The organism is Pantoea sp. RSPAM1 (assembly GCF_038816185.1).
Lineage (GTDB): Bacteria > Pseudomonadota > Gammaproteobacteria > Enterobacterales > Enterobacteriaceae > Pantoea > Pantoea ananatis.
The window spans coordinates 2,876,566-2,895,706 of the sequence record NZ_CP046137.1 but is presented as its reverse complement, the minus strand read 5'-3'; the positions used below and the strand labels follow the sequence as shown (position 1 = coordinate 2,895,706).

The 19,141-nt window shown below is 53.5% G+C and carries 21 protein-coding genes; 10 read left to right on the top strand and 11 right to left on the bottom strand.

The window, feature by feature from the left end:
- Window positions 1-23: 23 nt before the first annotated feature.
- From GKC68_RS14060 to GKC68_RS14045, 4 genes are read right to left on the bottom strand one after another with little or no spacing between them, the layout of a single operon-like run.
- Window positions 24-2,561: a fimbrial outer membrane usher protein gene (locus GKC68_RS14060; protein ID WP_342656898.1), complete on the bottom strand. Its 2,538-nt coding sequence runs from the start codon at window positions 2,559-2,561 to the stop codon at window positions 24-26.
- On the bottom strand, window positions 2,557-3,318 hold the full coding sequence (locus GKC68_RS14055) for a fimbria/pilus periplasmic chaperone (protein WP_110145812.1): 762 nt from the start codon (window positions 3,316-3,318) through the stop codon (window positions 2,557-2,559). The genes GKC68_RS14060 and GKC68_RS14055 overlap by 5 nt, the downstream gene beginning before the upstream one ends.
- Before the next feature lie 57 nt (window positions 3,319-3,375).
- A complete protein-coding gene (locus GKC68_RS14050) occupies window positions 3,376-3,918 on the bottom strand; it encodes a fimbrial protein (protein WP_058706654.1) in 543 nt (180 codons plus the stop codon).
- Window positions 3,919-3,939: 21 nt separating this feature from the next.
- Window positions 3,940-4,596: a hypothetical protein gene (locus GKC68_RS14045; RefSeq protein WP_239642661.1), complete on the bottom strand. Its 657-nt coding sequence runs from the start codon at window positions 4,594-4,596 to the stop codon at window positions 3,940-3,942.
- 820 nt (window positions 4,597-5,416) lie between these two features.
- Here GKC68_RS14045 and GKC68_RS14040 point away from each other — a divergent pair.
- From GKC68_RS14040 to GKC68_RS14020, 5 genes are all read left to right on the top strand, one after another.
- The gene (locus GKC68_RS14040; RefSeq protein ID WP_110956887.1) at window positions 5,417-5,677 is read left to right on the top strand and encodes a hypothetical protein; all 261 of its coding nucleotides are present in this window, start codon (window positions 5,417-5,419) and stop codon (window positions 5,675-5,677) included.
- A gap of 125 nt (window positions 5,678-5,802) precedes the next feature.
- The gene (locus tag GKC68_RS14035; protein ID WP_110956888.1) at window positions 5,803-7,008 is read left to right on the top strand and encodes an FAD-dependent oxidoreductase; all 1,206 of its coding nucleotides are present in this window, start codon (window positions 5,803-5,805) and stop codon (window positions 7,006-7,008) included.
- Between the two features lie 349 nt (window positions 7,009-7,357).
- Window positions 7,358-8,632, top strand: a complete 1,275-nt coding sequence (locus GKC68_RS14030; protein WP_089527584.1) for a nucleoside permease — start codon at window positions 7,358-7,360, stop codon at window positions 8,630-8,632.
- Between the two features lie 10 nt (window positions 8,633-8,642).
- A complete protein-coding gene (locus GKC68_RS14025) occupies window positions 8,643-9,659 on the top strand; it encodes an ADP-ribosylglycohydrolase family protein (RefSeq protein ID WP_047714384.1) in 1,017 nt (338 codons plus the stop codon).
- Entirely contained in the window at window positions 9,652-10,632 is a 981-nt protein-coding gene (locus GKC68_RS14020) for a PfkB family carbohydrate kinase (protein ID WP_110983035.1), read from the top strand. Before GKC68_RS14025 ends, GKC68_RS14020 begins: the two co-directional genes overlap by 8 nt.
- On the opposite strand, the gene GKC68_RS14015 is transcribed toward GKC68_RS14020, so the two are convergent.
- Window positions 10,619-11,362 (bottom strand): GntR family transcriptional regulator, encoded by a 744-nt coding sequence (locus GKC68_RS14015; RefSeq protein WP_110983036.1) that lies wholly within the window; start codon window positions 11,360-11,362, stop codon window positions 10,619-10,621. The two genes, GKC68_RS14020 and GKC68_RS14015, sit on opposite strands and share 14 nt — an antisense overlap.
- Before the next feature lie 98 nt (window positions 11,363-11,460).
- On the opposite strand from GKC68_RS14015, the gene GKC68_RS14010 reads away from it, so the two are divergent.
- Window positions 11,461-12,747: an MFS transporter gene (locus GKC68_RS14010; protein WP_047714387.1), complete on the top strand. Its 1,287-nt coding sequence runs from the start codon at window positions 11,461-11,463 to the stop codon at window positions 12,745-12,747.
- Between the two features lie 35 nt (window positions 12,748-12,782).
- On the opposite strand, the gene GKC68_RS14005 is transcribed toward GKC68_RS14010, so the two are convergent.
- The 3 genes from GKC68_RS14005 to GKC68_RS13995 all read right to left on the bottom strand — a co-directional run bounded on the left by GKC68_RS14005 (window position 12,783) and on the right by GKC68_RS13995 (window position 14,220).
- Window positions 12,783-13,031 carry a DUF883 family protein gene (locus tag GKC68_RS14005; protein WP_013025421.1) on the bottom strand — a complete coding sequence of 83 codons (249 nt, stop codon included), beginning with the start codon at window positions 13,029-13,031 and terminating at the stop codon, window positions 12,783-12,785.
- Window positions 13,032-13,258: 227 nt separating this feature from the next.
- Complete coding sequence (locus GKC68_RS14000; protein WP_047714388.1) at window positions 13,259-13,825, bottom strand: hypothetical protein; 567 nt, start codon at window positions 13,823-13,825, stop codon at window positions 13,259-13,261.
- A 65-nt stretch (window positions 13,826-13,890) separates the two neighbouring features.
- On the bottom strand, window positions 13,891-14,220 hold the full coding sequence (locus GKC68_RS13995) for a hypothetical protein (RefSeq protein ID WP_015700529.1): 330 nt from the start codon (window positions 14,218-14,220) through the stop codon (window positions 13,891-13,893).
- A 208-nt stretch (window positions 14,221-14,428) separates the two neighbouring features.
- Here GKC68_RS13995 and GKC68_RS13990 point away from each other — a divergent pair, with 208 nt between their 5' ends.
- From GKC68_RS13990 to GKC68_RS13980, 3 genes are all read left to right on the top strand, one after another.
- On the top strand, window positions 14,429-14,608 hold the full coding sequence (locus GKC68_RS13990) for a hypothetical protein (protein ID WP_033776303.1): 180 nt from the start codon (window positions 14,429-14,431) through the stop codon (window positions 14,606-14,608).
- Between the two features lie 188 nt (window positions 14,609-14,796).
- Window positions 14,797-15,180: a hypothetical protein gene (locus GKC68_RS13985; protein ID WP_047714389.1), complete on the top strand. Its 384-nt coding sequence runs from the start codon at window positions 14,797-14,799 to the stop codon at window positions 15,178-15,180.
- A 22-nt stretch (window positions 15,181-15,202) separates the two neighbouring features.
- The gene (locus tag GKC68_RS13980) at window positions 15,203-15,616 is read left to right on the top strand and encodes a GNAT family N-acetyltransferase (RefSeq protein ID WP_028722468.1); all 414 of its coding nucleotides are present in this window, start codon (window positions 15,203-15,205) and stop codon (window positions 15,614-15,616) included.
- On the opposite strand, the gene GKC68_RS13975 is transcribed toward GKC68_RS13980, so the two are convergent.
- Window positions 15,617-16,276: an MBL fold metallo-hydrolase gene (locus GKC68_RS13975; protein ID WP_047714391.1), complete on the bottom strand. Its 660-nt coding sequence runs from the start codon at window positions 16,274-16,276 to the stop codon at window positions 15,617-15,619.
- Between the two features lie 22 nt (window positions 16,277-16,298).
- Entirely contained in the window at window positions 16,299-17,222 is a 924-nt protein-coding gene (ldcA, locus tag GKC68_RS13970; RefSeq protein WP_047714392.1) for a muramoyltetrapeptide carboxypeptidase, read from the bottom strand.
- 155 nt (window positions 17,223-17,377) lie between these two features.
- Between ldcA and emtA the strand changes: the two genes are divergently transcribed.
- Entirely contained in the window at window positions 17,378-18,010 is a 633-nt protein-coding gene (emtA, locus tag GKC68_RS13965) for a membrane-bound lytic murein transglycosylase EmtA (RefSeq protein ID WP_028722471.1), read from the top strand.
- Window positions 18,011-18,060: 50 nt separating this feature from the next.
- Here the strand turns inward: emtA and GKC68_RS13960 are convergent, their stop codons facing one another.
- Window positions 18,061-19,008, bottom strand: coding sequence for a sugar-binding transcriptional regulator (locus GKC68_RS13960; protein WP_028722472.1), 948 nt, complete (start codon window positions 19,006-19,008; stop codon window positions 18,061-18,063).
- Between the last annotated feature and the right edge of the window lie 133 nt (window positions 19,009-19,141).

The following is a 19,141-nucleotide window of genomic DNA, read 5'->3' as shown; positions in this document are numbered from 1 at the left end:
AAGATCGATGTAAAGACATTGCATCACTCCTTGCTACACAGGCTGTCGAGGTGGATGATTTGGCTGTCAAACTGGCCGGTAATCTGATAATTAACCCGGCAGCGCTGCGGCCCGTTGTTATTCCAGCCTACGCGGAGCACCCCCGAGTCATGAGGCACGCGCGCATATAGCTGTCCCCCCTGGCCAACCACGCCGATTACCGTATTCTCTGCGTCACGGACCTCAGCGCCCATGGGCGGCATCTCACCGTTGGCTGTTTTCAGATTGATGAGGACCGCTTTGCCTTTGAGCGTGGCGAAATGCACCTGCACCACCGCACCGGCATAAGGCACCACGCGTTGACTTCCACCGCTCAGTTCCGCATCAGCCCGCATGTTGAGTGTGTCCAGACTGACGGTATTTTCACGATAGGAGGTCAGAGAAGGTAAAATGGCATAGCCGAACGCATCCACCACGGCACCCTGACCATTACGCACTGTCGCGCCTTGCGCGCCCTCGGCTTTTATTAACGCAAACGTATCACTGGTATAGGGGCCCACCGTTACCCCACCGCGATGCACAACCAGGGTGCCTGATGAGCCTAATCCGACCTGGCGATAACTCTCGGCCTGCCCATAACTGGCGCGTACCGCGCCCAGTCGGGTATTTTGTTGCAGATTGCCACCGAAACTCAGGGCACGATTGCGCTGCCCATCCCGGTTCTGATCGAGGCCAGAGTAGAGTGAATAAGATAAGTCACGGTTATCGCCTGCCGTTCCCGATAGCGACAGGGATGCGTTGCGATTTTGACTGGACTGGTTAACGTTATAAGCGACTGATGAAAGGCTTTTACCCCAGTCAAGCGGAATGGATACGTTGAGTGAAAAGGTATTTTCGGTGTATTTTTGCTGGCGGCTGTCATCCTGCTCCGGGGAAAAACCTGAATCATAGCGGTTGTTATACCAGGCCGTACGCTGACGACCTATGTTGATACCGTAGCTGATCGTTTTCCAGGTATTGCTGTAGCCAAGTTGTAATTGCGTAATGCGCGACTGGTTATTGTAATAATCAGCAGTACTGGCACTCAAACTGATCAAACCGAATCTGTCCATGGACTGACTCAGTGTGGCAGTCAAACGGTTACGCTGATTTAACGAATCAGAATAATACTGAATACCTGCGTCTTGCTGACGTCTTACGCCCAGAACATCCTGCAAATCACGGAACCCACTCGTTGAATAGCGGTAGGCAGCCAGAACCAGGTTGGTGCCTGTGTCAAACGTTTTGCTGTAGTTGATCTCCGCACGCCAGCCTGACACTGTTTTGTTCTGTTCAACCCGCGCATGTGAAAAGGTGCTGTTCATTCCCAGTGCGCCGATCTCTGTTGCCAGCACGCCACCCAACAGCCACGCCTGATAATCGTTTGCCTGCCTGGTACCCGCCGTCGCCGTCAGGCGATTACTGATGCCCCGTTGCAGAATGCCCTCAAAAAAGGTGTTATCGACACGGTAATATTGGCGAACCCGTCCCAGCGCCAGCGAGTACTGCCAGTTGCCCGGGCGCACAGAGTCTGGAACGGAAGCGTAAGGGACGGTAAAGGTCGAATGCTTACCGTTAGCTTCAATGACCTCAACAGCGAGATCACCCTGATTGCGCGTGTTGTACAAGTCATCAATGACAAAAGGGCCTGGTGGCACTGTGGTTTCATAGATCACTTTGTCCAGTTGTTTAATGACAACCCGCGCGCTGGAGGTTGCCACGCCCCTGACTTCAGGCGCATAACCCCGCCTGCCTTGTGGCCACATCCGTGGGTCGGTAGACAATTTAATCCCGTTAAAAGCCAGGCTGCCAAACAGGGAGTTGTCGGTGGCATTGTCACCCAAAGACAGTATGCTGTTAAGCTGTTCCAGCGGGCGTTGTACCCAGCTTTTCACGGTGTTGTAACGGTATCGACTGCCGCCTGCACTGTCATTGATATAGCGCGCATTACCTTGATGGCGGAACTGCCACTTCATCAGATTGGTGCCCGCGGTGATCCCGCTCCATAAATATTGATAGCGATAATCAGACGTACGGTTTTCGGTCCAGGTGTAATTGGTGTTGTGCCGAAAAAATACTGCACTAATCCCTTCTTCCCATTCAGATGTTGGGATGTAACCTCTTGGCTTCTTATCGAGGCTTGAGTTTGGGATCCTGAGCTGTAATTGCAGTGACGCCGGGTCAAATTGCCAATGGCCGTCTGATGACCAGTGACCCAGTGGATGACACTGCTCTTCAGGTTCAGGCGTGGGTGGTGCTTTTAGCTGTAGCAGGGCGATAATCTTTGACGGAAGGCAAGGTTCCGCATCCTGTTGGTGGTCAGACTGGATAAACGCGATTTTGACACCGGATGTAACCCGTTTATCATTGAGATAAATATCGACCAGATAATTGCCAGCAGGCGTGGCGTTCTGATTAAATTGTTCAATGTTCTGTCCAAATGCCGAGCCTTTAAACAGGCTTGAGTCAAAATAATAATCTTCGCAGTAAGCATGCTGAGAAAAGGAAATCGAAATGGTGAATGCAATTAATTTTAAGTTAATTAATTTCAACCTTATAGTTTTCACTTATTCTGGCTCCCTGATCGTTAACTGCAGCAACGGAGATAATGTTTACGCCCTGTAAACGTTTTTTATCCGCATTGAACCAAAAGGTTTTTTTGCTAAAAGGTGGAATCATATCAGCATCGGAATGCAGGTTTTGATCTGCCACCTTAAACGAAATGTCGAGTAATGAAGCATGCCAGGGTTGAGGGTTGTCGATTTCAATGCCCAGCCCTTTATGATTGTCGTGAACGATTTTAAGCGAGATGTTCTTTAATATATTAGTCGGGTTTCCCACTGAAACAGGACGGTAAAAGATTTTAAGGCGGTTTCGTAACATGACCATCATGGCATTTTGATTATTTTCATTTTTCAGATTCGCAGGGGGGATCTGCAATGTGTTAAACCAAAAGACAGACTCACGATCCTGAGGGAGAGGCCGGCTACCGTTGAATATAATTCGTGCAATTTGGCCAGTTCTGGGCTGTATACGAAAAACGGGTGGTGTCACAATAAAGGGCGTTTGACTGCTTTGCTCAGGTTGAGAATTGGCATCACCGTTATCGAACCAGGCCTGAATAACATAGGGGATATCACCATTGTTTTTTAACTGCACATCAACGGTTTTTGCATTGGCAGGGTAAATGACACGGCTACCCAGAATAGTCACGTTCGCTCTGGCGTTATTTACTGCAACTAAGAACAGAAAAGTAAGAAAAAATAATTTGAGCGCCAACACCAGCCAGCGGTTTTTCATATTTTTTGCCTCAAAAAAACGTGCGCCTCATAATAACCGGGGCGCACCCGAGCTGAATTAACGGTAAGTTATGGCATACTGAATGGAGGCAGCGACCGTGCCGGATGTTGCCACCCCGGTTGAAAAGTATTGCGCGCCATAGGTCGCTGACTTTTCAGTCTCATTCGCGGATAAACTTAAGTCACCGCTACCGGTAAAGCCCCCCGTCAGGTTGATTACCGTACCCGCCGTATCCAGCATCTGAATCTCAACATTTTCAGCCGTCCCGGTGTTCGTCAGGTTACCTGCTGCGCTCACGTTATTGCCCACGAATACCGTTGAGATTTGGGTGGTGGTCGCCGAACCGCTGCAGCCTGTGAGACCGACGGTAAAGTCAGTTTTACCTGCCGTCTTACCACTGGTATCTAAATCCGCTTTACTTACGGTAGGAAGCAGCACAACGGGTGAACTTTCATTGCCGTTAATGGTAACTGAACAGGTTTCATCAGAGACTTCGCCCTGAAAATTAATGGTATTAGCAGAGTCTGCTTGTGCATATCCTGACAGCACAAAGGCACTCACAATCAGAGACAAGCTAAATTTATTGGTGTGATAAGTCATTTTATCTTCCTTTATGATTAATTAACTGGAAAGTAACTGATTAAGATTGATTCCAGTTTTCCTTCTGACAGCGTCTTTAATGATGTAAACCTTCTTAAGGCCAAGTTTCATTTCGCTGGAAATTTCACCCAGCGAATGGCCATAATTGGCAAGGTCCAAAAATTTAACTTCTTCCTGCGTCAAGGCGTTGACGCGTTTTCTTTCACCTCCCTTTAGTCCGTAATAACAGGCATTGACCGCTTTTTTAATATCCTCAATTTTACCGTCTGCATAAATCACAGTATTTATCGTGGGTTCCTGTCTCCACCAAAATGACGCCAGAGATTCCATTCGGCGATCGCTGATGATGATAATGGCAAGGCCGGTCCCTCGAAGATAATCCATCCAGTTTTTGCTGGTAAAATAACGGAGGTTATGAATCGAAAAGTCAACGAATATACATCCTCTGCAGAACAGGCTCTCGTATCTTCCAGCGACCAACGACAGAACACCTTTTATCAAAAAATAATTATTGCCTGGCCATACGGCAATCTTCTGGAGTGGGCATCGCAATATCTCTTCCTGGGTGCTGCTGGTCAGTTGGCAACAATATTTACAACTTGAGCAGCGAACATCCTCTTTGGTTATCCTTCTCATCAGCCGATTTCTACCGCTTGTTAAGAAAGTTGAACCCATCATAACAGTGAGTTTCCTTTTCCTTCAATGGGTTAAAAGAAAGGTCGGCTTTTATCACAAGGAAAATTCCGATGTCGGTTACGCACAATTTGATGCTTCATTACGCGGAAATCTTCCTGAGATTGTTAAAACTACGATGACTAAATGATTATCTTTCACAGTTCCTCTTTAAGAATATTTAAGTTCATCCAGGATTATTCCCGTCCTCAAGGGCAAATGATCAATAAAAAAACAGCACAAAATGATAAATTTTGCATCCTTTATTAAAATTCAAGGTTTATCGTTGTGCAAAACTAAACGCTCTGCTCTGTATGCTCATTAAAAATATAAACATTATTTGTTAAGTTTAATCTGTTGTTTTTACCTTGCGTAGAGTTTCCTGTGCCTTATGGTGCTACATGTAGAGTACCTAAAGTTGTTTTGTTATATTTATCCTAAAGTGTACCTTTACAGTTAAATGTGAGTTGTTTAAGTGTTTTGACAATTTGATTTCATGGTCATCCAGCGACGTTTTTCACAGTAAATAATCACGGAGACGTTAAAGAGTATAAATATAGTGGTCTGGCCTTTTTTTATGTCGGCGATCATGCAGTCAGAGAAACGGGGGCTGAACAGGATTTTACGTCAGCCGGGCGCCTGCCTGTGTGCATACCAAAGAACAAAAGGGAGGCATGTTTAAACAAGACGGATGCGTATTTCCCCTGGAAAGGTTTAGTGACGCTGAGGTTCACCAAGGCCAGCATCGTTTTGATAATTTTTAACTATCACAGTCAACACCCAAAATGTCTGGCTAAGGCTGCTCTGCACAGCAATACTCGTCACCATGACCACATATCGTATTAAAGTGGGTTATCACAACCCCTCCGCACTTACGTTCATGCAGCTGGACGAGCAGCTTGCTGACCACGCTTTCACCAGCGCGCGCGCCTATGCTGACAGCCGCGGCTTTCGCTATTTTCAGGAGTACGAGTATCAGTCAGATTCTGCCGATTACTGCTCAGTATGCTCCATGGCCTATCATCACGCCTGCCAGGTGAGAAAATGTCCGCTGGTGCTGGTAGAGATAAAAGAAGAGAACGCCTGATGATTCCGTTATTGTACGGGTGGACCTGGACTGGCCAGCACAACAACGCTTATCCCTGTCGTTTCCCGGTACTTAAATCATCTACAGTGGCATACACTTACCACGCATATTATGAGGGGTAAGCTATGCCATCCACTGAACACGTTGTTTCTGACTGCTGTATCGTCGGCGGCGGCCCGGCCGGTTTGATGCTGGGCTATCTACTGGCTCGCGCCGGTTTGCAGGTTGTCGTGCTGGAAAAACATGCCGATTTTCTCCGTGATTTTCGTGGTGACACGATCCATCCTTCTACGCTGGAGGTCATGCATCAGCTGGGCCTGCTGGACGATCTGCTGAAACTCCCTCATCAGCGTGCGGAAAAGCTGCAGGCGGAAATGGGGGGCGAGGAGGTCACGATGGCCGATTTCTCGCGCCTGCCGCTGCAGTGTCGTTTTATCGCCTTCATGCCGCAGTGGGATTTCCTGAATTTTCTGGCGGAACAGAGCGCGCAGTTTCCCGGCTTCACCCTGCTAAAATCCACCTCGTTAAGCCAGTTGATCATTGAAGAGGGTGAGGTTAGGGGTGTTCTGGCGTTACAGTCGGGTCAGCCCGTTGAGATACGTTCCCGCCTGGTGGTGGGGGCAGACGGGCGCAACTCTGCCGTTCGCGCACAGGCCGGACTGGTGAGCCAGCATTTTGGTTCACCACGCGACGTTTTGTGGTTTCGCCTGAACAAACAGCCAGAGGATCCGCAGTCAGGGATGGGCCACACTGGCCCGCGAAATAACGTTATCGTGATCGACAGGGGCGATTACTGGCAGTGTGGGCTGACGATTGAAAAAGGGCAGTTTGACGCGATCCAGGCCCGGGGGCTCGAGGCGATGAAACACAACATTGCCACCGTCTCACCTTTTAGCGTCGAACGGCTGGCGGAAATTGACAGCTGGGAGCATTTCAAACTGCTGTCAATCCGTATCGACAGGTTGAATCAGTGGGCAAAACCGGGCGTGCTCTGCATCGGTGATGCGGCTCATGCGATGTCACCCATTGGCGGAGTGGGGGTTAATCTTGCCATCCAGGATGCGGTGGCCACGGCGAATCTGCTTACCCGGCCTTTGTTAAAGAGGAAGGTTACGTTCAGGGATTTGAAAAAAGTACAGCAGCGCCGTCAGTTTCCCACCGTTGCGACGCAGTTCCTGCAAATAAAAATGAGCAGTAAAAAGAAACCCGGCGGGGAAGGCACAAGCAAAATGCCCGGCATCATCCGTAAATATCCCTTTTTACGCTTTATTTTTGGCCGACTCATCGGCATGGGATTTCGTATGGAAAAGCCTCGGGGATTCCCTCGCTGAGTGTCTCTCCCTGTTCAGAGGCGGCGCCGTCGTGCGTAGTGGCGCTTTATCGCAACGGGCTGAGACGGCACGGCGCAATTCTGAGAACGGGCTGAGCATCATGCCTGCAGCCTGTGACCACCACCTTCCCTGAGCCCTCATCCCGCAACATCAGGTGCCTGTACGCCGCGTTGGGCTCAGGGAAGCCCTCTGCCGTCATATCGCGCTATCTTTTTGAAGCCGTTAACAGACCAGGCAACAAAGGCGAAAAAATAGAGTGCGATGTAGCTCAAAATTTCCCCTAAAGGTATTATAAAGGTTATGTCTGTGGTGTTAGATTGGCCTTACCAACACCGGGGAACACACCATAATGAAAACGAAAACGGCCAGCCTGTCATTGATGATGTTTGTGGAATGGTTTATCTGGGGCGCGTGGTTTGTCCCGCTCTGGGCCTTCCTTAGCAAAAATGGTTTCACACCTGTCGAGATTGCGTGGTGCTATGCCTGTACCTCCATTGCCGCCATTCTGTCGCCCATTCTGGTGGGATCGCTGGCAGACCGCTTTTTTCAGGCCCAGAAAGTGCTGGGTGTGCTGATGATTGTGGGCGCCGGGCTGATGTACTTCGCGGCGCAGCAAACGCACTTCAGCGGTTTCTTTCCCCTGTTGCTGCTGTATGCGCTGACCTATATGCCCACGATTGCCCTTACCAACAGCATTGCGTTTTCGCATGTCGCAGACGTGGAGCGTGATTATCCGCGTATCCGCGTGCTGGGTACGCTCGGCTGGATCGCGTCCGGTATCGTCTGCGGTTTTCTGCCGTCGTTACTGGGCTTCGGTGATATCTCCGCCAGCAATGTGCCGCTGCTGATTACCGCCGCCAGCTCGCTGCTGCTGGGTATATTCGCCTTTATGCTGCCCGCCACGGAGCCTAAAAGTACCGGCGCCTTTAGTGTGCGAACCGCGCTGGGCCTGGATGCCCTGCATCTGTTAAAAGATCGCAGCTTCCTGGTCTTTTTTGTCTGTTCCTTCCTGTTCAGTATGCCGCTGGCGTTCTATTACATCTTTGCCGAGGGCTTCCTGACCGAAGTGGGTCTGGCGCACGCCACGGGCTGGATGACGCTAGGGCAGATGTCCGAAATTCTTTTTTTACTGGCGCTGCCGTTCTTTATCAAACGTTTTGGTATCGGCAAGGTCCTGCTGCTCGGTCTGGTAACGGCCGCGCTGCGTTATCTGTTTTTTGTTTTTGGCAGCGATCAGAACCTGCTTACCTATGGCCTGTTATTTATGGGCATTCTGCTGCACGGCGTCAGCTATGACTTTTACTTTATTACTGCCTACATCTACGTCGATAAAAAATCCCCTGTCAGCATGCGCAATGCGGCGCAGGGATTGATTACCCTGGCCTGTCAGGGAATCGGCAGCCTACTGGGTTATCGCCTGGGGGGTTATCTGATGCAGGAGATGTTTGCCTATGGTCAACCGCGCAACGGCCTGACGTTCAACTGGGCGGGAATGTGGCTGTTTGGCAGCGTGATGATCATAGTGATTACCGTGGCGTTTATTCTGCTGTTCCGCGATACAAAAAAACGCAGCGATGAGCTTAACGTGGTTGAGCCTGCCGCCGCGACGGAAAGCCAAAAATAAGGAAGAGAAGATGATTACCGTACAACAAAGGATCACCGGCGCGTTTTATGGTCAGGCGCTTGGCGATGCCATGGGCATGCCGTCAGAACTCTGGCCGCGAAGCCGCGTAAAAGCACATTTTGGCTGGATTGATCGTTTCCTGCCCGGCCCGGCAGAGAATAACGCCGCCTGCTATTTCGGCCGCGCCGAGTTCACTGACGATACCTCGATGGCGCTGGCGCTGGCCGATGCCATCATCCGTCATGACGGAGAGATCGTCGCTGAAACCATTGGTCTTAACATCCTGCGCTGGGCAGAAGGGTTTGACGCGTTTAATAAAAATGTTCTGGGGCCCACATCAAAAATCGCACTGCGCGCGTTACAGGCCGGCCAGCCGATCAGCGCGCTGGAAAACAACGGCCTGACAAATGGGGCGGCGATGCGTATTGCCCCGCTGGGCTGCCTGTTACCCGCGCGAGATTTGCATGGTTTTATTGATGCGGTTGCGCTGGCATCCAGCCCCACTCACAAGGCTGACATCGCGATTGCCGGGGCAACCGTGATTGCCTGGGCCGTGTCCCGGGCGATAGAGGGCGCAGGCTGGAGACAGATTCGTGACGCGCTGCCGGCCGTCGCGCGTGCGGCGCAGGAGCGGCAGATAACCACCTTTAGTGCGGCGATGTCTTCGCGCCTCGAGCTGGCGTTTTCGGTGGTTGATCAGGGACGCGGTGTTGAATCCACTATGGAGAACATTTATGCCCTGGTAGGAACAGGCACCAGCACCATCGAGTCCGTGCCCGCCGCCATCGCGATGGTTGAACTGGCAGGAACCGATCCCAACCGCTGTGCCATTCTTTGCGCCAATCTGGGCGGCGACACGGACACCATTGGTGCGATGGCGGTTGCCATTTGTGGTGCGCTTAACGGTATTGATGCCATTGACCCTGCGCTCAGACAGCAGCTGGATAGCGTAAATAAACTGGATTTTGAGAGCTATGGCCGGGCGTTTACCGCTTTTCGCCACAAGCGGGAGGCGGCGCATGGTTGATCCCCAGAGCGTGGCAACATTAGGCAACCGGGCCCCGATCGTCGTACTGGGCGCCGCCGTCGTGGATGTCATCGCCCGCGCCGAGCAGCTTCCCCAGCGCGGCGGCGACAGCGCGCTGCAGCAGCAAAGTGTGGGCGTGGGAGGCTGTGCGTTGAACGTGGCGCTGGCGCTGCACCGCTTAGGTATGGATGCCGTTTCTGCGTTACCGCTCGGTCAGGGCGTCTGGGCTGAGCTTATTCGGCAAAAGCTTACGGCCTGTGGGCTGACCAGCGTCACGGAAACCTCTAAGGGCGACAACGGCTGGTGCCTGGCGCTGGTTGAACCCGACGGAGAACGCACGTTCCTGTCGGTGGCCGGGGTGGAGAACCAGTGGGATGAGGCGATGCTGGCTTCTGTTCCACTTCACGCAGAAGGCTGGCTGTATCTGTCGGGTTATCAGCTCATCGGCAGGAATGCGGAAACACTGCTGTCCTGGCTGGAAGGGCTGGCAAACAGGCCGCGGCTGGCAATCGATTTTGGGCCGCGTCTGCCTGCGATCGCGCCGGAACACTGGCAGCGCGTGATGGCGCTGCAGCCGTTGATTACGCTTAATCGCCAGGAAGCCGAACACGTCTGGCACCAGCGTTTGCAGCAGGACGGGGCTTTTAACGCGCAGGCACTGATTACCCAGTGGGCAACACATTTTGCCAGCCCGCTGGTGGTCAGGCTGGATAGCGAAGGTGCAGGCTTCAGCCATCACGGACAGTACGGCTGGATCGCAGCCTTCAGCACGGCGGTGGTCGATACGATTGGGGCCGGTGACAGCCACACGGGAGGGTTACTGGCTGCGCTCGCCTCTGGCTGGCCACTTGATAGCGCAGTTGAGCTGGGCAATGCCGTCGCATCATTCGTGGTTGCGCAGCGTGGAGGCGATACCGCCCCCGACCGTGCTGCCCTGATTCGCCACTGGCAGCAGTGTCTTACTCGGCAATAAACACGTACAAATCACTGCGACAGTAGCTGATGCTGTATTCCAGAGGACGTTCGCGCGCATCCAGCGCTAACTGCTTAATCACCAGTACGGGAATCCGCTCGGGCAGGGCAATGAGGCGCTGTAATTCGGCATCCGGCATTTGCGCACTGACGCGACTTTGCGTTTTTACCGGCTGGATCTGGTGGCGGCGAAAATAGTCGTACAGCGAAATACCGATGTCGCTGGCATCGTTGATCAAATCGCACGGCACCCAGGACGTTTCCACGGACACGGCCTGTTGATCGACATAACGCAGGCGCTTCAGCAAATAGACCTCACTGTCCGGGGGCAGCTGCAGCTTCTGCGCAATGTCATCTTCGCAACGGATACGATGCTTTTGCAGCCATTCCGTATCGGGCTTTTTACCCCGTAATACGACCTGCTGTGAAAATCCCTGCGGCTCTTTCAGTGAGTATTCCAGTGCGCGACAAATCTGTGTGCCATAGCCACGCGTGCGATGAACAATCCCTTCCTGAGAGAGCGCATCCATCGCTTTACGCACCGTGATGCGGGAAATGCCCAGATAGTGAGAAAATTCGCGCTCGCTGGGCAACACCTCTTCGTGACGCAGCAGTCCGTCGCGCACGGCGTCTTTGATTACCTGCACGAAACGTTTATAGAGCGGGGTTTTGCTCTCGGCGCTGAGCACGCTGCTCAGATGACTGAAAAGGGCATTATGCTGTGATGTCATTATTCTCGTCTGGGATACCTAACCTTATCTGCTGGAATTCTATACTATCTCACACATCGCCGTACTGGTTTTGCAGGCTGCAAGTTGAGGATAGTCAAATGGAAACTTGTTCACCCCAGGTAAAGCAACATAAACGTGCGCTGGTTGCGGGTTCGGTTGGCAACTTTATTGAGTGGTATGAGTTCGCCATTTACGGCTTTCTCGCCACGCTGATTGCGCAAAACTTTTTCCAGTTACAGGGCGAGTCGGCCTTGAGTGGGCTGATTCTCACCTGGGCCTCCTTTGCCGTCGCGTTTTTCTTTCGGCCACTGGGGGCACTGGTGTTTGGCCGCATCGGCGATCGCATTGGCCGTAAACCGACGCTGATTATGGTGCTGGTATTTATGACGCTGGCGACCACGGCCATTGGCCTGGTGCCGACCTATGCCACATGGGGCATCGCAGCACCGTTAATCCTGACCGGGCTGCGTATCCTGCAGGGGTTGTTTGCCGGAGGAGAATACGGCGGTGCTGTATCCCTGATGACGGAATTTGCGCCGCGAGGCAAGCGCGGCCTGTATGGGGCGTGGCAGTCGCTCACGGTGGCGTTGGGCCTGCTGGCTGGCGTTGGGCTGGTGGCGCTGTTGTCGTTTACGCTCAGCCCACAAGCCATGCTGGCCTGGGGCTGGCGGATTCCGTTTGTCCTGGCGTTTCCGCTGGGCATGGTGGCGCTCTGGCTGCGACTGGCAATGGACGAAACGCCCGGGTTTGTCCGTCAGCAACAGCAGCAGAAGGAGGGCAAAGCCGCACCGCTCCAGACGGTGAAAACCCTTCTGCTGGCCGTGGCGCGCGTGATGCTGTGGTCAGCGGCGGGTTACACTTGTCTGGTCATTATGCCAGCCTACCTTCAGTCCGCCCTGCACACCGGACTGCACCAGGCGCTGGCGATCGCCGTGATTTCCAATCTGGGGTTTGCCTTGACCATTATTCCGGCGGGGATGCTCAGTGACAGAATAGGGCGCCGCCGGGTGATGGTGGTGGCCAGCATACTGTTGCTGCTACTGGCGATGCCGCTGCTGAAGGTGCTGCAGGCGGAAACGGTGGCGTTAACCAGCAAAGCACTGGTGGTGTTTATTGCTGGCGGCGTGGTGGGCTTACTGGCAGGGCCGGGGCCGGCGATGCTGGCGGAAATGTTTCCCACTCGGGTTCGCTACACCGGGCTGGGACTGGCATATTCACTATCGAATGCCGTTTTCTCGGGCTGTGCAGGGTTGATTATTACAGGGCTGGTCAGGCAGACGGGCAATCTGGATATTCCGGCGTGGTACATGATGGCAACGGCGTTGGTATCGATACCAGCACTGATGACGTTAAACAAAGACGATCATCTGCGCGATCTGGTATGAGGGTAAAACGGGAGCCAACGCTCCCGTTTTGAGACTTATTTGCGGCCCAGCAGGAAGCCAAGTACCACGCCAACGCCAGCGGCTACGGCCAGACCCGCGAACGGGTTAGACTGCACCTGATCCTTGATGCAATCAGCGGCATCACGTGCGGCGTAGGAGGCCTGATTAGTGTAGCGGCGTGCTGCACCACGAGCACGGTGACGCGGGGAGTCGGTAACTTCACCCCATTGTTGCTCTGCGGCACCGGCGACTTCTTTCACTGCATCTTCAATTTTTCCTGACATGCTTCATCTCCTTGGTTATCACAGTCATCTAAAGCGTAGCAAAGCTTTGCCGTCGTGCTGCCTCAGGGCGCATTAATCTTCTGTTCAGGAGCCAAAGGTCAGGGGAAAATATTTGCCGCCGCGTCATGTCTCTGGCCTGAATGGCGCACAGGCAGGGGGATGAAGCGGGAAAACGCGACAACACGCCAGTGGCTAACGTGTGCAGGGAAAAATCATTACCAGCTGTTTCACAAAACGGCATTGCCCGGAGCGAGGGTGTACTTAGGGTACCAGCTCACCAGAAAGTGGCGAATATGGTCGAAGCACCATTCCGCATCCTCCGACTGAGGGCAATAGTACTGGATTGTAATTTTTTCATAACGGCGCTGACGTTGCTGCAGCGGCGACCAGCCCCAGTCGAGTACAGCACGGGCATAGTTAACCAGTGCATCCGCTGCCAGCCCATGCTGTTGCGCCTGCTCTTTGAGATAGGTGTAAAACGCGGTTTCCAGCTGCAGCGTCTCAGCATGTGAATGGCCAGGCAACTCGGGACGAAAGGCGATATCAATAAATCCGCACACCGCGTTTTCCTGCTGTTGCCAGTCGCAGGCCAGCGTCATAAACAGCCCGTCCTGTAGATTCACCTCTTCCACCAGACGCTGCAGGTTTGCTGAGTGGCGCAGCACCGCAACCTCTTCAAGGCGATCTGTTTCCAGCGTTAAGTCGATGCCGCAGGGATTGACGGTACCGTCTTCATTGCGGGTCGCCGGGAAGGGAAAATCGATATAGCCGTTGTTATCCAGACGCTTTTCCATGTGAAGGATGACCTGTCTCTTGACGTTTCCTGACACTATACCACTCTGCGCCTGAATTCACCCCTCTACGGGCAGGTCCAGGTGATCAGGGTATCCTGATAGGGATTGATGAGCCGGAACTGCTTGTCCGACAGGCGCTGCGCATAATAACCCTCACGCGTGACGGCGGAGGGAATGTACTGGAAGCGATCCTGCGACTGTAGCGGACCGCTCTGCACGCTTGCGCCGTCCCGACTGACGCTAAATGAGGTGACCAGATCGAAAATCGTCCCCTGGGTCTGGCCCAACGACTGACCGTAAAGGGTGCTGACCTCGCCCGGGCATTCCACGCCTTTCGGCGACGATGAGCAGCCCGCAAGCAGTGCCATAAAAATGAAAACTACCGATCGCAACATATCCTGTCCCTGCCCAAGTCCATAAAAGCGGTGAACGATTCTATCCTGTTGCGCCGCAAATAACATGATCATAGCAGTTCTGCTACACAGGCGGATTTGTGCTTTGCTCAAAGGTTAAGCAACAGAAATGCAAAAGATGACTTTGAGGTGGAATAAACGTTATTCTTGCCATCTTTGCGCATCGCTTAAGCAAATTCAGGGATAAATGATGAAAGAAGAAGAAGCCAGCCTAATGATTATTCGCCACGCCATTGAAGCGCTGGATGCAGAAAAAAGGCAGCAGGTTATAGCCTGTGCCGCTGAAATTCGCGATGTGATGAGCAGCTTCGACAGCGAACACGCCGACCTGGCGTTGATGTTGGTCGCAGCGGAAGTGGCTGCAGACTAATTAAGCCGTGGTTTACCCGATGCCATGCCGCCCGTTCGGTTTTCTGGTGGTGCGCAGGGCATGTAAGCGGCTGTCTCTCCGGCACGCCTGAATCCCTGCGGCTACCTGTCCCGTCGTGCTCTGCCTGGCTTTTATTGTGATAAACTCCCCTGACAATGGGAAATGACGTATTCAGCGGAGGAAATCAGATGAAAGCAGTCCGTCTTGCCCTGTGCCTGTTGGCCTGTTACAGCGCGTCAGCGTGGAGCGAAAGCGAATTCCAGATCCATTGTCCCGGTCGGCCTACCATGACCATTTCACGCGCTGAATATGGCCTGAGTACGCTCTCGTGGCCCAAACAGCACTTCCAGATTGCGGCGGGGCAGCTGAACACGCAGATTGAGGGCGGTGACAAAGTGGCCATTACCCGCTTCCGCAACGGCGATCAGCTCATCGTCAACAAAAGCAATCTCGACACCTTCTTTGTTTACCATGACAGCGACGCGCTGGTGCCCTGCAGCCGCAGCGCTAGGCGTGACGTAGACGTCCTGAGCCTTGAACGTTACGACGACAGGCAACGTAACGACTCCTGATTTGCCGCGATAAGGAATGCCAATGCAGATTACCCTCACTGATAAGGTGACCAGTAAAGATCAGGATGAACTCCGGCTGGGCCTGAATGCGCATAACAGCAAATTTTTTGACGTGGACCTGATTAAACCGCTGGGGCTGTTTATCTGTGATTCTCAGGGGAAGAAGCTGGCAGGGTTAACCGGTACGACGACAGGTAACTGGTTACGCATCGATTTGCTTTGGGTCAGCGAAAGGCTCCGGGGGCAGGGCACGGGAAGTCAGTTGGTGCTGGCGGCAGAAAAAGAGGCGCGCCAGCGGGGATGCCGTTTTGCCCAGGTCGATACGGCCAGCTTTCAGGCACGGCCCTTCTACGAGAAGTTGGGTTATCACGTCCGGTTAACGCTTGGCGACTATATTCACCATCACCAGCGCCATTATCTGACCAAAATCCTGTAACTACAGCACCGCCTGCTGGCGCAGATCCAGCGGGTGCAGCTCTGCCTCGTCGATTGCGGCCAGCCAGCCAGGCAGGGTGACTTTCTGCCAGGCAAGATGGCCGCGCGTGGTGCTCATCAGCACCACGTCAGGGCGTAGAGTCCGGTAGAGCTCCAGCGAAGCGGCCAGTTCGGCAGGATTGCTTTCGGGCACCAGCACGGTTATCCAGCGGTCATGCTGACGCGTGAGCGTATCACCGACAAACAAGTAGGTCAGGCCGTTAGGGGAAGCGTAAAGATAGCTGCAGCTGCCGGGCGTGTGACCGGGCGTCGGCAACAGGTGAAAATCACCAAAATGCGTTTCCTGCTGCGTGAAGGTATCGTCAGGTTCAACAAAGCGGCTGATCTGCCCCAATGAGCGGCTGTGGCAGTAGAGCGCGCTGTTAAAACGCTGCTGGATACGCGCCGCACCGGGCGCGGATTCATGCCAGTGGGTCAGGTAATGCCGGATTACGCCGTTATCGTCTGCCAGCACCTCATGATCCAGCGGGTTTTCTACCCGTCCAATCAGTAAATTGCCACGCGGATGACGCAGCAAAAAACCATGCATCATAATGTCTTTGGTACCTTCGGCCGGAAACTCCGGCGTTGAGATCCACAAATCGTCATACAGCGGCTTCAATGTCGATCTCCTGCAACTTCAGCTATGTGCGCAATACGGGATGTCCGCTCGCCTGTAATACAACCTGACCCTGATTCACCTGCAGCGTGGCCGTTGCACCCAGAGGTAAGGTGACGGTATCCGGACCGTGGCCGAAGTCCAGGTCGCTGATAACCGGCAGGCCGCTGACCTCGCGAATGCGCTGCCAGACCGTAGGGAAATCAAATCCGTTGTCGTACTCAGACAGAGCGGTACTGGTGAAACTGCCGGTGACAATTGCCTGCTGTCTGGCCAGCACGCCGCATTGGTGCAACTGCAGCAGCATACGTTCAATACGGAACGGATGCTCGTTAACATCTTCGATAACCAGAATGCCGTTCTCAATCTGCGGCAGCCATGGCGTCCCGATTAGCGAGCAGAGCATCGCCAGATTGCCGCCCCACAGCGTCCCCTGCCAGTGGCCGTTATCGGGTGTTTCACTTTGCCAGGCCACCTTGACTGTAGGTGATGTCAGCGCATGCCAAAAGTGCTGCAGGGTAAATTCGGATAAAACCTCAGCGCCAAAATTGCCCGCCAGCATCGGTCCACTAAAGCTAATCAAACCGGCATGTTGTAGCAGCGCTAACTGCAGCACGGTAAAGTCGCTGTGCCCACAGATGGCCAGCGGCTGGTGCGCTAAACGACGCTTCAGGCCGGCATAATCCACCGACGGCAGCAGCCGGGTTGCGCCATAACCGCCGCGCACCGCCAGCACAATATCGGGTAGGGTGGCTAAGTCAGCCAGTTCATTAATATCGCCTAAGCGCGCCTCGTCAGTGCCAGCAAAGCGCTGGAAGCGCCGCGCGATGACGGCGTCATTGTCCACGCGATGTCCTTCCGCACGCAGGCGTTCAACCCCGAGCAGGGCCGCAGGTTGATTATGACAATAACCTGAAGGAGCAATAAGACGGATGGAACGTGACGTCATAGTAAATTCCTGAAATTAGTCAGTGACAGACTTCACGATAATGACGAAAAACCGTAAATAAGTCATCAGACTGCTGTAATTAGGATAAACGGTAATTTTGCAATTCAGCCGGCTCGGTATGATAGCTTCCGCCACTTCTGCGACGAGAAAAAAAATTGCTAAAAATTCGCTACTTTGTCATTTCAGCCTTGCTGCTGACGGGCTGTGCCAGTGAACCGCCGCATACTTACGTTAAAGAGAAGAATACGCCGTTAACCCAGGCACCGCCTTCACGCATCAGCGGAGCGTGGTCACTCTTTACCGAAACGGCCGCCAGCCAGTATGGCGTGGATGAAAAACTGATTAACGCCATTATCAATGTGGAGTCCGGTGGGAACCCTGGCGTGGTCAGCCGTTCAAATGCGGTGGGATTAATGCAGATCAAAGCTTCAACCGCCGGCCGGGAAGTCTATCGCACCCAAGGGCGACACGGTCAGCCGACTAACGCAGAGCTGCGCGATCCGGCCAGAAATATTGATATTGGTACCGCGTACATCAAAATTCTGCAGCAGTCTGCGCTTTCGGGCATCCGCGATCCCCTCACCCTGCGTTATGCCACCATTGTTTCCTATGCAAACGGTGCGGGTGCCTTACTGCGCACCTTCTCCAGCAATCGCGATCGGGCCATTGCCATGATAAATGCCATGACGCCGGACGAGTTCTATCAGCACGTACAAAACAAACATCCTGCAGCTCAGGCGCCACGTTACCTGTGGAAAGTCACCACGGCTTACCGCGCTAACAGCTGATCCTCATGTTTTCTCCTCACCTTCCTTTTTGGCAGGTGAGGAGAGAACAGTTAAGCGGTCAGCAGTCTTGCCGTGGGATAATCCACAATCAGCACATTCACATAGCCACCACGCAGCGCCCCGCGAATCGCCTGGGCTTTCTCTTTGCCGCCTGCCAGCGCCACCACCTGCGCGCACTGCCGCACCTGTTCCAGTTCCATGCCAATGACCGGATCTTCATCGGCGTTCAGCACGGGTTGACCCTGCTCATCAAAATAGTGCAGGCAAATATCGCCCACCGCGCCGCGCCCGGCCAGGGTGCGTAACATGGTTGCGTCGTAGTAGTTACCCGAATTGCGCAGCAGCGCAGAAGGTTCAAGATCGCCAATGCCAACAATGGCTAAGTCCACCTCATTAAACTTATTCAGCACTTCGGCGACGTCAGGATTGGCGGCCAGCCGTTGGCGATCCGTGACTGAGTGTTCAATGGACTGAGAGGGCAGCAGCCAGGCGGGGCAATTCAACAGCGCGGCAAGATTCTGCGTCAGTATCGTAGCCTGAACGTTTCCGTTGGCCCCCACGCCGCCCAGCAGCTGAATCACACCTTTGCAGGCGTTATTGAGAGGATGCAGCGCATCCACCATCGCACGAATGGTGCCGCTCCAGGAGGAGATGCCAATGAGTTCGTCCGCGCGCAGTCGGGTTTCCAGATAGTGCGCCGCCGCCGATCCAATCGCCTGCTTGATCTCGCCAGCGGACGCCTGTTCTGGCACATCCACCACAATGGCCTGCGGCAGCTGATAACGTTGCTCAAGCGCTTTTTCCAGTTCCGGAAAGACATTAGCAGGCGGCACCACGCTGATTTTTACCACGCCTTCTTTCACACTGCGGTTCAGAATGCGCGATACGAACGACTGAGACAACTTAAGTAGCTGTGCAATATCGGACTGCTTCCTGCCTTCGACATAGTAAAGTGTGGCAATTTTTACCATGAGTCGCTGTTCATCCTGCTTCGCCATTGGTTTTTTCCTCTCGTGTTCTGCCTGCCATTGTTAACCACCCAAGTAAAAATCACAATCCACGGCAATTTGTGATCATTTTCGCTTTTTATCACTTCCTGTCTGGACGGCGTCGCCCGCAAGGCGCATAGTG